The sequence below is a fragment of the Salinibacterium sp. NG22 genome (assembly GCF_015864925.1).
Lineage (GTDB): Bacteria > Actinomycetota > Actinomycetes > Actinomycetales > Microbacteriaceae > Rhodoglobus.
This window is the reverse complement of the sequence record NZ_JADYWG010000001.1, coordinates 269,298-283,007: the sequence shown is the minus strand read 5'-3', so window position 1 is coordinate 283,007 and position 13,710 is coordinate 269,298. Positions and strand designations below refer to the sequence as shown.

At 59.2% G+C, this 13,710-nt stretch carries 12 protein-coding genes; 7 read left to right on the top strand and 5 right to left on the bottom strand.

The window, feature by feature from the left end; all coding sequences use genetic code 11:
- Positions 1-6: 6 nt before the first annotated feature.
- The 3 genes from I6E81_RS01430 to tkt are packed head-to-tail and all read right to left on the bottom strand — an operon-like array spanning position 7 to position 4,832.
- On the bottom strand, positions 7-1,605 hold the full coding sequence (locus I6E81_RS01430; RefSeq protein ID WP_197105643.1) for a glucose-6-phosphate isomerase: 1,599 nt from the start codon (positions 1,603-1,605) through the stop codon (positions 7-9).
- Positions 1,602-2,714 (bottom strand): transaldolase, encoded by a 1,113-nt coding sequence (gene tal, locus I6E81_RS01425; RefSeq protein WP_197105642.1) that lies wholly within the window; start codon positions 2,712-2,714, stop codon positions 1,602-1,604. The genes I6E81_RS01430 and tal overlap by 4 nt, the downstream gene beginning before the upstream one ends.
- A 24-nt stretch (positions 2,715-2,738) precedes the next feature.
- On the bottom strand, positions 2,739-4,832 hold the full coding sequence (tkt, locus tag I6E81_RS01420; protein WP_197105641.1) for a transketolase: 2,094 nt from the start codon (positions 4,830-4,832) through the stop codon (positions 2,739-2,741).
- 235 nt (positions 4,833-5,067) lie between these two features.
- Here tkt and I6E81_RS01415 point away from each other — a divergent pair, with 235 nt between their 5' ends.
- On the top strand, positions 5,068-5,988 hold the full coding sequence (locus I6E81_RS01415; RefSeq protein WP_197105640.1) for a heme o synthase: 921 nt from the start codon (positions 5,068-5,070) through the stop codon (positions 5,986-5,988).
- A 33-nt stretch (positions 5,989-6,021) separates the two neighbouring features.
- Here I6E81_RS01415 and I6E81_RS01410 read toward each other — a convergent pair whose 3' ends face one another.
- Positions 6,022-6,912: a COX15/CtaA family protein gene (locus tag I6E81_RS01410; RefSeq protein WP_307784077.1), complete on the bottom strand. Its 891-nt coding sequence runs from the start codon at positions 6,910-6,912 to the stop codon at positions 6,022-6,024.
- Positions 6,913-7,202: 290 nt separating this feature from the next.
- Here I6E81_RS01410 and sufB point away from each other — a divergent pair, with 290 nt between their 5' ends.
- From sufB to I6E81_RS01385, 5 genes are read left to right on the top strand one after another with little or no spacing between them, the layout of a single operon-like run.
- Positions 7,203-8,621, top strand: coding sequence for a Fe-S cluster assembly protein SufB (sufB, locus tag I6E81_RS01405; RefSeq protein ID WP_197105638.1), 1,419 nt, complete (start codon positions 7,203-7,205; stop codon positions 8,619-8,621).
- The gene (sufD, locus tag I6E81_RS01400) at positions 8,622-9,809 is read left to right on the top strand and encodes a Fe-S cluster assembly protein SufD (protein WP_197105637.1); all 1,188 of its coding nucleotides are present in this window, start codon (positions 8,622-8,624) and stop codon (positions 9,807-9,809) included. It abuts the gene before it with no gap.
- The gene (locus I6E81_RS01395) at positions 9,806-10,141 is read left to right on the top strand and encodes a non-heme iron oxygenase ferredoxin subunit (protein ID WP_197105636.1); all 336 of its coding nucleotides are present in this window, start codon (positions 9,806-9,808) and stop codon (positions 10,139-10,141) included. Before sufD ends, I6E81_RS01395 begins: the two co-directional genes overlap by 4 nt.
- 35 nt (positions 10,142-10,176) lie before the next feature.
- Positions 10,177-10,941 carry a Fe-S cluster assembly ATPase SufC gene (sufC, locus tag I6E81_RS01390; protein WP_197105635.1) on the top strand — a complete coding sequence of 255 codons (765 nt, stop codon included), beginning with the start codon at positions 10,177-10,179 and terminating at the stop codon, positions 10,939-10,941.
- Positions 10,942-10,945: 4 nt separating this feature from the next.
- Complete coding sequence (locus tag I6E81_RS01385; protein WP_100388990.1) at positions 10,946-11,275, top strand: metal-sulfur cluster assembly factor; 330 nt, start codon at positions 10,946-10,948, stop codon at positions 11,273-11,275.
- Here the strand turns inward: I6E81_RS01385 and I6E81_RS01380 are convergent.
- Positions 11,272-11,931 carry a biotin transporter BioY gene (locus tag I6E81_RS01380; RefSeq protein WP_197105634.1) on the bottom strand — a complete coding sequence of 220 codons (660 nt, stop codon included), beginning with the start codon at positions 11,929-11,931 and terminating at the stop codon, positions 11,272-11,274. The genes I6E81_RS01385 and I6E81_RS01380 overlap by 4 nt on opposite strands.
- A 121-nt stretch (positions 11,932-12,052) precedes the next feature.
- Here I6E81_RS01380 and I6E81_RS01375 point away from each other — a divergent pair, with 121 nt between their 5' ends.
- A complete protein-coding gene (locus I6E81_RS01375) occupies positions 12,053-13,651 on the top strand; it encodes an ABC-F family ATP-binding cassette domain-containing protein (RefSeq protein WP_197105633.1) in 1,599 nt (532 codons plus the stop codon).
- Positions 13,652-13,710 lie beyond the last annotated feature (59 nt).

Sequence of the window (13,710 nt, the reverse complement as noted above, 5' to 3'; positions counted from 1 at the left end):
CTGCAGCTATCCGATCGCGTCGAGAACCTGCGGCAACGACACCTTCGGGTTCGATACCGTGAGGCTCAAGACGGGGCGGCCGTGCTCAGCAAGCACGCTAGCGTCACCGGCAGCCTGAGCGCGGATGAGCTGTCCAAACGTGAATGGACGGTCGGGAATCTGCAGATCAGATTCTTCGACCACAATGATTTGAAGGAACACACCAATTGCAGGCCCGCCCTTGTGGAACTGACCAGTGGAGTGCAGGAACCGGGGTCCCCAACCGAAAGTGACTGGGCGCTTGGCGCGCGCCGCAGTCTTCTCTCGAAGTTCCGAAAGTTCCGGGTAGCCAGTGCGGTCGGCGTAGACCTGAATGGCGACGTAACCGTCGTCATCGAGGTAGGACAGAAGCGAAGACACAACTCCGGCGAGGTCGCTGCTATCAGCCACTACGCCCTCGGTGCCCCGAACCTCGATGTCGCCAACCGAGAAGGCAGGCGCCTGCTGAGGAGTCGGGTTATCAATGAGTTCCCGCGCTGCGTTCTTTGCAGCCTCAACATCGGGCTGATCAAAGGGGTTGATGCCGAGAAGGCGACCAGCGACGACAGTGGCGTACTCCCAGAGCAGCAACTGTCCACCGAGCGAACCAGCGATTTCAATCTCGCCCTCTGCTACCTCTTTGGTGTCGTCCCAGTCTCCGACGAGTCGAACGATTTGGAGGTCATCCAAACCTTCCGTGACCTCGGGGGAGTCAGTGCGCAGGACAACGGGAAGAAGTCCCTTGCCGAGCTTTCCCGTCGACTCAGCGATGAGCTGCTCAGCCCAATCTCCAAAGCCGAGGATGTGGGTTCCGTCGGTCACGATGCCGAGCTTGTCTTTCAGCGGGTCAGTTCCTGCAATCGCAGCGCCAAGCACGAGACCAGGGTTGCTCTCGTTGTCGACAGCAAGCTCAACCATGACGGCTTCGGCCTCGTCGAGAAGCTCGGTCAGATCGACACCAGCCAGTCCAGACGGAACGAGTCCGAAGGCGGTGAGCGCCGAGTAACGGCCGCCGACGTTGGGATCAGCGTTGAACACGCGGTATCCCGCAGCGCGAGCCGCGACATCCATCGGCGAACCGGGATCAGTGACGATTACGATGCGCTCCCGTGGGTCGATTCCGGCATCCGTGAAGAACTTTTCGTAGATGCGTTTCTGGGAATCAGTCTCGAGCGTAGAGCCCGACTTGGACGAGATGACGACGGCCGTCGACTGAAGACGATCCGCGAGGGCAGCCTGCACCTGTGCGGGGTCTGTCGAGTCGAGAACTGTGAGTTCAACTCCGTACGTGCGAGTAATGACCTCAGGGGCAAGCGACGAACCGCCCATACCGCCGAGGACAAAGTGATCCACGCCGTCGGCGCGCAGTTTGTCGCGCAGAGCGTAGATGTCCTCGATCATCGGCCGACCGACGGAAACAGCTTCGACCCAGCCCAGGCGCTTCGCCGACTCTTCTTCGGCCGCAGGGCCCCAGAGAGTTGCGTCGCCGCCAGTGATGCGGCTTGCAACTAGATCATTGACGAGCTGCGGAACGATGCGGTCGACGGCTTCTGCCGCCGCACCGGATACTGCAAGCTTCACACTCATTTTGCGGCCTCAAGAGCAGCTGACACGGTGTCGAGCAGCTCGTTCCAGGACACGATGAACTTCTCAACGCCCTCCTTTTCGAGCAGCGCGGTCACCTCGTCATACGAGATTCCGAGTGCGGAGAGTGCGTCGAGAGTGAAGTTTGCCGCGTCGTAGTGAGCCGTGACCTGCTCGCCCTCGATTACGCCGTGGTCGAAGGTCGCTTCAAGCGTCTTCTCCGGCATCGTGTTCACCGTCTCGCCAACGGCAAGCTCCGTGACGTAGAGCGTGTCGGGCAGGCTCGGGTCCTTCACACCGGTGGAAGCCCACAGCGGACGCTGCTTGTTTGCGCCAGCGGCAATGAGAGCCTGAGCGCGCTCCGTAGCGAAGGCGTTCTCGTAGACCTGGTACGCAAGACGAGCGTTTGCAATACCGGCCTTGCTCTTGAGAGCCTTGGCGTCATCGGTGCCGATCGCGTCAAGACGCTTGTCGATCTCGGTGTCGACGCGGGAGACGAAGAACGACGCGACCGAGTGAATCTTCGAAAGGTCGTGGCCGGCAGCCTTCGCCTTCTCCAAACCAGCGAGGTAAGCCTCGATAACTTCGCGGTGACGCGCCAAGCTAAAGATCAAGGTGACGTTGACGCTGATTCCGGCTGCGATCGTTGCAGTGATGGCCTCAAGGCCCTCAACGGTCGCGGGAATCTTGATCATTGCGTTCTCGCGGGCAACCTTCGCCCAGAGCTGCTGAGCCTGAGCAATCGTGCCAGCGGCATCATGAGCCAGTCCAGGTTCAACCTCGATCGAGACTCGACCATCGCGGCCGTCAGTTGCGTCATATACGGCGCGGAAAATGTCGCTGGCGGCAGCAACATCATCGGTCGTGATCTCGAACACAGCATCAGTGACGCTCGTGCCCTTGGCCGCCAGAGCAGCGACCTGCTCGTCGTAGGCCTCGCCCTTTGCCAACGCCGTGGCAAAGATCGTGGGGTTAGTCGTGACGCCAACAACGTTGCGTGAAGCAATGAGCGACTGGAGTCCACCCGAGTTGATTCGCTCACGCGAGAGGTCGTCGAGCCAGATGCTTACGCCGACGCCCGAGAGCGCTGCGGTGGGTGTTTCGTTAGTCATTTCTTGTCTCCTTATCTGGGGCGCCTAGACGGCGTCCAGAGAATCGCGTGCAGCGGCCACAACGGCCTCGGTGGTGATTCCAAACTCACGGAAAAGAGTCTTGTAGTCGGCGGATGCTCCAAAGTGATCGATCGAGATGCTGCGACCTGCGTCGCCAACGTACTCGCGCCATCCAGTGGATACTCCTGCTTCAACCGATACGCGTGCACGCACAGTAGAAGGCAAAACGGACTCGCGGTATTCCGCGGTCTGCTCGGCGAACCACTCAAGGCTAGGAGCGGATACGACGCGCGCATTGATTCCGTCAGCCTTGAGCGTCTCGCGCGCTTCCACAGCGAGCTGCACTTCAGAACCGGTGGCAATCAGGATTACGTCCGGAGTTCCGTTCGGCGCCTCAGCGAGCACGTAAGCTCCCTTGGCTACGTTCGCAGCGGAAGCGAAGGTCTCGCCAGACGCGTCGGCATCCCCACGATCGAATGTGGGCACGTTTTGACGGGTGAGGGCGATACCCGCTGGGCCGTTACGACGCTCAAGGATGGTCTTCCATGCCCAGGCGGTCTCGTTGGCGTCGGCTGGGCGAACTACGTCCATGCCAGGAATCATGCGCAAGCTAGCAAGCTGCTCGATCGGCTGGTGAGTAGGACCGTCTTCGCCGAGGGCGATCGAGTCGTGAGTCCAGACAAAGATCGACGGCACACCCATGAGAGCGGCCAGTCGAACAGCAGGACGCATGTAGTCGCTGAAGATCAGGAACGTTCCGCCGAAAGCACGAGTGTTTCCGTGAAGAACGATGCCGTTGATAATCGCGCCCATGGCGTGCTCGCGGATACCGAAGTGGAGTACGCGGCCGTACTCGTTTCCGCTCCACTCGCCGGTGGAGTGCTCGCTCGGCACGAAGGACTTCGCCCCGGCGATGGTGGTGAGGTTCGATTCGGCGAGGTCGGCAGAGCCACCCCACAGCTCGGGCATGATGGCACCAATAGCGCCGAGTACCTTGCCGCTTGCCGCACGAGTCGAGACGTCTTTGCCTGCTTCGAACTGGGGGAGTGCTTCTTCGACGCCCTCAGGCAATGCACCAGAGAGAACACGGTCGAGTAGAGTCTTGCGCTCGGGGTTTGCCGCAGCCCACTTGTCGAAGGATTCTGTCCACTCAGCGCGCTGTTGCTTGCCACGGTCGATAGCTTGACGCGTGTGAGAGATAACGTCGTCGTCGACGACGAAGCTCTGTTCGGGATCAAAGCCGAGAGCCTTCTTAGTGCCAGCAAGTTCTTCAGCGCCCAGAGCGGATCCGTGGATCTTTCCGGTGTTCTGCTTGCTGGGGGCTGGCCAGCCGATAATGGTGCGCAGAATGATGAGCGAAGGCTGGTCGGTGACGGACTTGGCGTCTTCGATCGCGGCGTTGAGCGCCTCGACGTCTTCGACGTATTCGCCGGTCTTCTTCCAGTCGACGACCTGTACGTGCCAGTTGTAGGCCTCGTAGCGCATCTTAACGTCTTCGGTGAAGGCGATGTTGGTGTCGTCTTCGATAGAGATCTGGTTGCTGTCGTAGATCGCAATGAGGTTGCCAAGCTTCTGGTGTCCCGCGAGGGACGAAGCTTCTGCTGATACGCCTTCTTGAAGGTCGCCATCACCGGCAATGACATAAACGAAGTGATCGAAGGGGCTCGTGCCTGCTTCAGCCTCAGGGTCAAATAGTCCACGCTCGTACCGTGCTGCGTAAGCGAAGCCGACAGACGATGCGATTCCTTGCCCGAGAGGGCCCGTGGTGATTTCTACACCCTTGGTGTGCCCGTACTCGGGGTGCCCCGGAGTGAGCGAGCCCCACGTGCGTAGAGCCTTGAGGTCGTCGAGTTCAAGCCCGTACCCCGCGAGGTACAACTGAACGTACTGAGTCAATGAGCTGTGGCCCACCGAGAGAATGAACCGGTCGCGGCCAATCCACTGATCGTCGCTCGGATCGCGACGCATCACCTTCTGAAAGAGCAAGTACGCTGCAGGCGCCAAACTCATCGCGGTACCGGGGTGACCGTTACCTACCTTCTCAACAGCATCTGCCGCCAGAATTCGAGCGGTGTCTACCGCTTTGTTGTCGATGTGATCCCATTGAAAAGCTGCCATGAGAATAATGACCCTTCTGCAAGCGAAGTGCCTAGCCAGAAACGGCTAGGGCACATGAACGACCCGCCACACGCCTTCGTTGGCTCGGTCAGTGGTTTTGCCGTAGTGCACTGGTGGTGCGCGCGAGCATGCCACCGACAGGCGGGCACCCCAAGTATAGGGAACCCAGTAGATGATCGCTCCCTTGCTACGGTGACGGTCAGCAGTTTTTGTTATGCGGTTTAGAATCGTAGGTATGGATGTCACTTTAGAAGCCCCCACGCAGCAGCAACGCATTGGCATCCTTCGCAAGATTCGCGCCTACGTTGCTCTCACGAAACCGCGGGTCATCGAGCTTCTGCTCGTCACCACGGTGCCCGTTATGGTGCTCGCCGCTGGCGGAATCCCTAATCTGTGGCTGGTTTTGGCCACCTTGGTCGGTGGAATTCTCAGCGCATCCTCGGCTAATGCCTTCAATTGCTACATCGACCGCGATATCGACCGCGTGATGGCCCGCACCAAGAACCGACCTCTCGTGACAGGCGAGCTCAGCGACCGCGAGGCTCTCTTGTTCGCGTGGATCAGCGGAGTCGGCTCGGTTGTGTGGCTCGGGTTGCTCACGAACTGGCTTGCAGCAGCGCTGTCGCTGTTCGCGATCCTCTTCTACGTTTTCATCTACACGCTTCTTTTGAAGCGTCGTACACCCCAGAACATCATTTGGGGTGGCATCGCCGGTTGCATGCCCGTGCTTATTGGCTGGGCTGCCGTCACCAATGATCTCTCGTGGGCAGCGTGGATCTTGTTCGCCGTTGTCTTCCTTTGGACGCCGCCGCACTACTGGCCGTTGTCAATGAAGTACCGGGCTGAGTACCAATCTGTTGGCGTTCCCATGCTCGCTGTCGTTCGTGGCCGCGCCGCTGTCGGACTCCAGGTGATCTTGTACGCCTGGGCAACCGTCGCGTGCTCGTTGCTTCTTGTACCGGTTGCTGACATGGGCATCGTATACACGCTCGTAGCGAGCCTGAGCGGCGCCTGGTTCATTATCGAATCTCACCGTTTGTACTCGACGGCGATCCGTCATGGAGACGTCAAAGCTATGCGCGTATTCCACAGCTCGATCAGCTATCTGACGCTCGTATTCCTCGCGGTGGGCATCGACCCGCTGCTGCCGTTCTAGCAGACACAGCAACACCGGGTCGCACCTCGCGGGCTACGTTGTGGCGAAAGACTTCTCGTCGGCTGCCGCTCGCTGCGTAACGCTGGGGCGCAGCGAGAGCACTACGGCCGTCATAGCGGCCGCAATTGCACAAGCAATAACCATGTGGCTACCGACCAGAAGGATCGGCAGTCCACTACGGGACTGAATGATTCCGATTGTGGCCTGAACGACTTCGAGCACGAGCAGAATCACTGCGAAGTCAAGGATTCGACGGTGGCCGCCCTTGGCGAGCAGAATCACCAACGCGAGAGTCGTAGCGAGAAGCACATAGCCCGGCCAACTGTGGACGTGTTGCAGGATGCCCGCATCCAAACCATTGCGCGCCGTGCCATCGTCGCCCGCGTGCGGACCAGCACCGGTCGTGAGAATACCGGCAACGATCGTCAACGCGACGAAGAGGCTCGTCACATGGGTCACGATCGTGATGGGGCGCGACACTTCACTCTGGGTCCCACGAAGCCCGGTCCAGACTCGATAGACGAGGGCCGCGCTCACCGCGACAAGGATCGCTGAGATCGCGTAGTGGACGCCTACGATGCTGGGGTCGAGCTGAACGCGCACGGAAAGCCCACCGATGAGTCCCTGGAGAACGGTACCGCCGAGGATCAGAAGGGCGAGCGACATCAGGTCGCGACGTTCACGGCGGATTCGCAGCACCATAAGAACCATCAGGATGGCGACGAACCCCACGATGATCGATAGCAGTCGATTGCCGAATTCGATAGCGCCGTGCAGCCCCATCTCCGGGGTTGCCACGAGAGATGCGTCGGTGCACAGCGGCCAAGTAGGGCAACCGAGGCCAGAACCAGTCAATCGAACGGCCCCGCCCGTCGCCACGATCAGTATTTGGATGACTAGCGTCGCCACTGCAAAAATTCTCACTCGAGTGTCTACAGATTGGGGCAATCGTGCGATGACGGCGTTCACGGCCGTACCTCCTGTTATTTCGGGCTTCTGCCTGTAGAATGGATTGCGTTCAGGAACACAGCCCACGCCGGGAAGTCAATGTTGACAGCGAGAGAATCTTTCGCTCGTCCTGTTTCAGTCTAAGTTCGCCCGCGCAGTGTTGTGACACAGCGCACGCGGCCCCACTAAATATTCCCGGCAAAGTGCTGTGCGAAGGAATGCCAACGCAGCCACCTTGGTTGATAGGGGCAGGAAAAGAGGTACCAATGTCCGACGTGCTGATCGATCGTCCGGAACTCAATGGCATGGGCCAGTATGAGTTTGGCTGGGCTGACTCCGACGTTGCGGGAGCCTCTGCGCGACGGGGCATCAACGAAGAGGTCGTTCGCGACATCTCTACGCTTAAGAACGAGCCTGAATCTATGCTCAAATTGCGGCTTAAGGGCCTTGAGCTCTTCGGTCGCAAACCGATGCCGAAGTGGGGCGCCGACTTGTCGGGCATCGACTTCGACAACATCAAATACTTTGTGCGCTCCACTGAAAAGCAGGCGCAGACGTGGGAGGACCTTCCCGCAGATATTCGCGATACCTACGAGAAGTTGGGTATTCCGGAGGCAGAGCGCAACCGTCTGGTTTCGGGCGTTGCTGCACAGTATGAGTCCGAGGTTGTTTTTCACTCGATCAACGCCGAGCTTGAAGCCAAGGGCGTCATCTTCATGGACACTGACACGGCGCTGCGCGAGCACCCCGAGTTCTTTGACGAGTACTTCGGCACTGTGATTCCCGCCGGCGATAACAAGTTCGCTGCGCTGAACACCGCCGTGTGGTCGGGTGGTTCCTTCGTTTACGTGCCCAAGGGCGTCCACGTTGAGATCCCGCTTCAGGCCTACTTCCGTATCAACACGGAGAACATGGGCCAGTTCGAGCGCACGCTGATCATCGCTGATGAAGGTTCGTACGTTCACTACATTGAGGGCTGCACGGCTCCGATCTACAAGTCGGACTCGCTTCACTCGGCGGTCGTTGAGATCATCGTAAAGAAGGACGCTCGCGTTCGCTACACGACGATTCAAAACTGGTCAAACAACGTGTACAACCTCGTCACCAAGCGCGCTATCGCTCACGAAGGCGCAACCATGGAGTGGATCGATGGCAACATCGGCTCCAAGGTCACGATGAAGTACCCGTCGATCTACCTGGTGGGGGAGCACGCAAAGGGCGAAACCCTTTCGGTGGCCTTCGCCGGCCCCGGTCAGCACCAAGACGCCGGAGCCAAGATGATCCACATGGCGCCGTACACGACATCCTCGATCGTCTCGAAGTCTGTGGCGCGCGGTGGTGGTCGTGCTGGTTATCGTGGAGAAGTCCGCGTTGACGAGAAGGCCCATCACTCAGCAAACACTGTTCGCTGTGATGCGCTGTTGGTCGACACTATTTCGCGCTCTGATACGTATCCGTCGATTGACATTCGAGTGGATGACGTTCAGCTTGGCCATGAAGCAACGGTTTCCAAGGTCAGCGCTGAGCAGCTCTTCTACCTCCAGTCGCGCGGCATGGAAGAAGATGAGGCGATGGCGATGATCGTGCGTGGCTTCATCGAACCCATCGCGCGCGAACTGCCCATGGAGTACGCCTTCGAACTCAATAAGCTCATTGAACTGAGCATGGAAGGATCCGTCGGCTAAATGACCGTCGTTACACCAGAACAGCACGGACTCACGGCTCACAGCGACGGTGGATGGGACGCAAGCGAAAAAGGCTTCGTTCCCGTTCAGACTCGCTCAGCACGCCCTCAGTCTTTCGAACACACCGATTTCGCTCCCGTCAACGGGCTAGAAGCGGAGTGGAAGCTCACGCCAGTGAAGCTCATCAAACCGCTCCTTGACGACGCACTTGACGGCGCTCCCTACGCGATCGATACCGAGGCCCCTGAGGGCATCAGTGTCGAGTGGGTAGCGCGTGACGACGCGCGCATTGCTTCGGCAGGCGCGCCAGAAGAGCGTGCCTCCGCCAATGCGTGGACCAGCTTCGAGCAGGCCCTCGCCATCACCATTACGGGCGAAGAGCACTCAACCGTGCGAATCTCTCGCTCAGAGTTGGGCAGCACTGCACGCGCCGGCCACATCGTGATTACCGCGCGCCCACACAGCAACGGCACCGTCATTGTGGAGTCCACTGGCTCCGCACTTCTCAGCGAGAACGTTGAGGTCGTTGTTGAGGAAGGCGCAACGCTGAACTTTGTCAGTGTTCAGGACTGGGCAGACGACGCCATCCATCTCGCGAGTCATTTCGTACAGGTCGGACGCTCAGCCACGCTCAAGCACACGATCGTGTCGCTTGGCGGCAAGGTTGTTCGCGTCAACCCTTCGGTGCACTTGTCAGGCGAAGGCGCCGACGGCGAACTCTACGGTCTCTATTTTGCGGATGCGGGACAACACCTCGAGCAGCGTGTTTACCTTCACCATGAAGCGGCCCAAACTCGCGGTCGCGTCAGCTACAAGGGTGCCCTTCAGGGCACCGGTGCACGCACGGTATGGGTCGGAGACGTCCTCATCGGCCCTCACGCTGCCGGCACCGATAGCTACGAACAGAACCGCAACCTCGTTTTGACCGAGGGAACGCGCGCTGACTCAATCCCGAACCTTGAGATTGAGACTGGCGACATCCAGGGTGCCGGCCACGCTAGCGCAACCGGCCGTTTCGATGATGAGCAGTTGTTCTACCTGCAGGCTCGCGGTATCTCCGAGTCAGAAGCACGACGCCTCGTCGTGATCGGCTTCCTCTCTGAGATCGTTCAGAAGGTCGGCGATGAGCAACTCGAAGCCCGCCTTCACACCGCCATTGAGGCGGAGCTGGAAGGAACCATCTCGTGACCGCTCAGCGCGTGTGTGGCGTGGACGAACTTGAACCCAACAAGGCCTACCGCGTAGAGCTTGAGGGCACAGCGATCTGTGTCGTAAAAGACTCTGCCGGCACGGTCCATGCCATTGGTGACACGTGCACTCACGGCGACATTTCGCTTGCGGAAGGTTTCGTCGAAGACGGAGCCATCGAGTGCTGGGCCCACGGCTCACTCTTTTCGCTCGACACCGGTAAGCCCTTGAGTTTGCCCGCCTATGAACCTGTACCGGTCTTTGTAGTGAAGATCGACGACGACGGAGGGGTCCACATCGACCCCGAGGACACCGTCGCCATCGAGAGCTAATAGCTCTCCATACGAGACCATTAAGGAAAGAAATAATGTCAGTACTGTCAGTCAAAGACCTGCACGTCAGCGTCGAAACCGAGCAGGGCACGAAGCAGATCCTCAAGGGCGTCAACCTTGAGATCAAGCAGGGCGAAACTCACGCCATCATGGGCCCTAACGGTTCGGGCAAGTCCACGCTTGCCTACACAATTGCGGGTCACCCCAAATACCACGTCGAAAGTGGTTCCATCACGCTCGATGGTATTGAGGTGCTCGACATGAGCATCGACGAGCGCGCTCGCGCAGGTCTCTTCCTCGCGATGCAGTACCCGGTTGAGATTCCCGGTGTCAAGGTCGCTGACTTCTTGCGCACGGCAAAGACCGCTCTTGCTGGCGAAGCTCCGGCGCTTCGCCCGTGGATCAAGGAAGTCAACGGTGCGATGAAGGCACTGCGTATGGACAAAGCTTTCTCCGACCGCAATGTCAATGAAGGCTTCTCCGGTGGCGAGAAGAAGCGCAACGAGATCCTCCAGCTTGAACTGCTCAAGCCAGGCTTCGCAGTCCTCGACGAGACCGACTCCGGCCTTGACGTCGACGCCCTCAAGATTGTGTCCGAGGGTGTTAATCGTGCGCAGGAAGCAACGGGTCTCGGGCTGCTGCTGATCACTCACTACACGCGTATCCTTCGTTACATCAAGCCCGACTTCGTTCACGTCTTTGTTGATGGTCGCGTTGCTGAACAGGGCGGACCCGAGCTTGCAGATCGCCTTGAAAACGAAGGTTATGATCGATTTTTGACCGACACGAGCGTAGCGTAGGCGTATGTCTACTGTTTTGGCGCCCGCCCTTTTCGACGAGGTCGAAGAGGCTCTCAAAGATGTTGTAGACCCTGAGCTCGGGGTCAACATTGTCGACCTCGGACTCATCTACGACCTCAGCTGGGATCCCGAGAACAACGCACTGATCATCAGCATGACGCTCACGTCCGCGGGTTGCCCGTTGACCGACGTTATCGAAGAGCAGATTGCACAGTCGCTCGACAATGTCGTAGAGGCATTTCGCATCAACTGGGTCTGGATGCCCCCGTGGGGTCCAGAGAAGATTACTGACGATGGTCGCGACATGATGCGGGCTCTCGGCTTCTCGATCTAACGTAGGTTTCTGCGCCTCGCAGATTCCGGAACTTGTTGGTTCGGCTCTGCAGCACGGGAATCGTGTTGCAGAGCTTTTCTCCATGCGTAGGAGAGCAAGGTTGCAGCGAGGACCACTTTGATTGCTGCGCCGACTAGAAACGGTGTGACCCCGATATCGACGAGGTCCGGCAGGGTGTACTCGCGGCCCAGACTAGACAGAGCGCGCGCCAACCCCAGCAGTCCCATTGCGTAAATGGCTGCCGCTCCCAGAGCTGCAGCTGCTGTTGTCTTCCAGAATGTTCGATCCCAGCGCCGCTCGGCAAGCGCACCCATCAGCCAGGCGCCAACGATGTAACCGATGATGTAGCCGCCTCCGGTGCCCGTCAATACGTCAAGCCCTCCGCCAGCGTCACTAAAAACCGGGAGCCCCAGCGCGCCAAGCACGGCGTAGAGCACCATCGCCAGGGCTGCCCGAGTTGCCCCCAATGAGAGTCCTACGATCATGACGGCGAGTGTCTGACCGGTAATCGGAACTGGGTACAGAGGAATCACGAACTGCGCAGCCAGCGCAGTGAGCCCCGCTCCAGCCACAACGTAGATGACGCTCGCAGCCCAATTCGGCCCGAAGATGAGATCGACAATAGTTGGCTTGAACAATCGAGTAGCGATGCTCACGATGGCAGCCTCTTGCCTCTCTAATCTCCGAACTGCACTGCGCAGTGGATGGTAGGAAGTAGACTAGTTGGTTGGTGCTGTCGCCCACTAACCCCAACCCCCAAGATTTGGACGTTTTGCCGTGCTTGCTGTGCATGATCTCGAGTTGCGCGTTGGCGCACGCATGCTGATGCAGGGCGTCAACTTCCGTGTCGATCGCGGAGACAAAATTGGGCTGGTTGGCCGCAACGGCGCTGGCAAGACCACGCTCACTAAGACGCTCGCCGGGGAACTCGAATCCACAGGCGGCAAGATTGAGCGCACCGGCGAGATCGGGTATCTCCCGCAAGACCCCCGTTCCGGAAATCCGGAAGACCTCGCCCGCACCCGCATTCTTGATGCTCGCGGCCTCGGCAGCATCGTATTGAAGATGCGTCAGGCGCAGGACGAGATGGGCAGCAGCGATGCCGCGGTGAGCACCGCTGCGATGGATCGTTACGGCAAGCTCGACGATCAGTTCATGGCCTTGGGCGGATACGCCGCCGAGGCTGAGGCAGCTTCCATCGCCAGCAATCTGAGCCTTCCCGATCGCATCCTTGACCAGCAACTCTCCACGCTCTCGGGTGGTCAACGCCGCCGCATCGAACTTGCGCGAATCCTGTTCTCTGGCGCAGACACCATGCTCCTCGATGAGCCCACAAACCACCTCGACGCCGACTCTGTTGTGTGGCTGCGAGAATTTCTGAAGAACTTCAGTGGCGGTCTGATCGTGATTAGCCACGATGTTGAGCTAGTCGAAGACACTGTTAACAAGGTCTTCTACCTCGACGCGAACCGTCAGCTTATCGATCAGTACAACATGGGTTGGAAGCACTACTTGCGCCAGCGCCAGTCAGATGAGGAACGCCGCAAGAAGGAACGTGCCAACGCCGAGAAGAAGGCATCGACCCTTCAGGCTCAGGCTGCTCGCTTCGGGGCCAAGGCCTCCAAGGCGGCGTCTGCTCACCAGATGGTTGCTCGAGCCGAGAAACTGCTTGCCGGTCTCGACGACGTTCGGACCGCTGATCGTGTTGCCGCTCTGCGCTTCCCCGATCCTGCTCCCTGTGGTCGTACGCCGCTCATGGGCCACAACCTCAGCAAGAGCTATGGCTCGCTCGAGATCTTTGCGTCCGTCGACCTCGCAATCGATCGCGGTTCGAAGGTAGTCATCCTCGGCTTCAACGGTGCGGGAAAGACGACCCTGCTCCGGATGCTGGCCGGCGTCGATGAGCCAGACACCGGTGAAGTCGAAGCTGGTCATGGCCTGCGCATTGGTTACTACGCTCAAGAGCACGAAACCATTGACGTCAAGCGCTCTGTTCTCGAAAACATGGTGTCGTCGTCGCCGAACATCACTGAGATGGAAGCACGTCGAGTTCTCGGCTCCTTCCTGTTCAGTGGGGATGACGCCACGAAGCAAGCCGGCGTGCTGTCGGGTGGAGAGAAGACTCGTCTCGCTCTCGCAATGATCGTCGTGAGCGGTGCCAACGTGCTCCTCCTCGATGAGCCCACTAACAACCTTGACCCGGCCAGCCGTGAAGAGATTCTCGGTGCTCTCGCGAGCTACACGGGCGCTGTTGTGCTTGTAAGCCACGATGAGGGCGCTGTCGAAGCCTTGAACCCTGAACGAGTTCTGATCTTGCCTGACGGCATCGAGGACCACTGGAACAAGGACTACGCCGACCTCATCAGCCTCGCCTAGCTAGGGGAGCGCGGCGACGACGACGCATCCGGCTTATTCCGCGAGCGGAAGCGTCGGGT

Coding starts and splice junctions, on each gene's coding strand:
- sufC (WP_197105635.1), top strand. CDS start 10,177: ATGTCAGTACTGTCAGTCAAAGACCTGCACGTCAGCGTCGAAACCGAG.
- tkt (WP_197105641.1), bottom strand. CDS start 4,832: ATGGCAGCTTTTCAATGGGATCACATCGACAACAAAGCGGTAGACACC.
- I6E81_RS01385 (WP_100388990.1), top strand. CDS start 10,946: ATGTCTACTGTTTTGGCGCCCGCCCTTTTCGACGAGGTCGAAGAGGCT.
- sufD (WP_197105637.1), top strand. CDS start 8,622: ATGACCGTCGTTACACCAGAACAGCACGGACTCACGGCTCACAGCGAC.
- sufB (WP_197105638.1), top strand. CDS start 7,203: ATGTCCGACGTGCTGATCGATCGTCCGGAACTCAATGGCATGGGCCAG.
- I6E81_RS01430 (WP_197105643.1), bottom strand. CDS start 1,605: ATGAGTGTGAAGCTTGCAGTATCCGGTGCGGCGGCAGAAGCCGTCGAC.
- tal (WP_197105642.1), bottom strand. CDS start 2,714: ATGACTAACGAAACACCCACCGCAGCGCTCTCGGGCGTCGGCGTAAGC.
- I6E81_RS01415 (WP_197105640.1), top strand. CDS start 5,068: ATGGATGTCACTTTAGAAGCCCCCACGCAGCAGCAACGCATTGGCATC.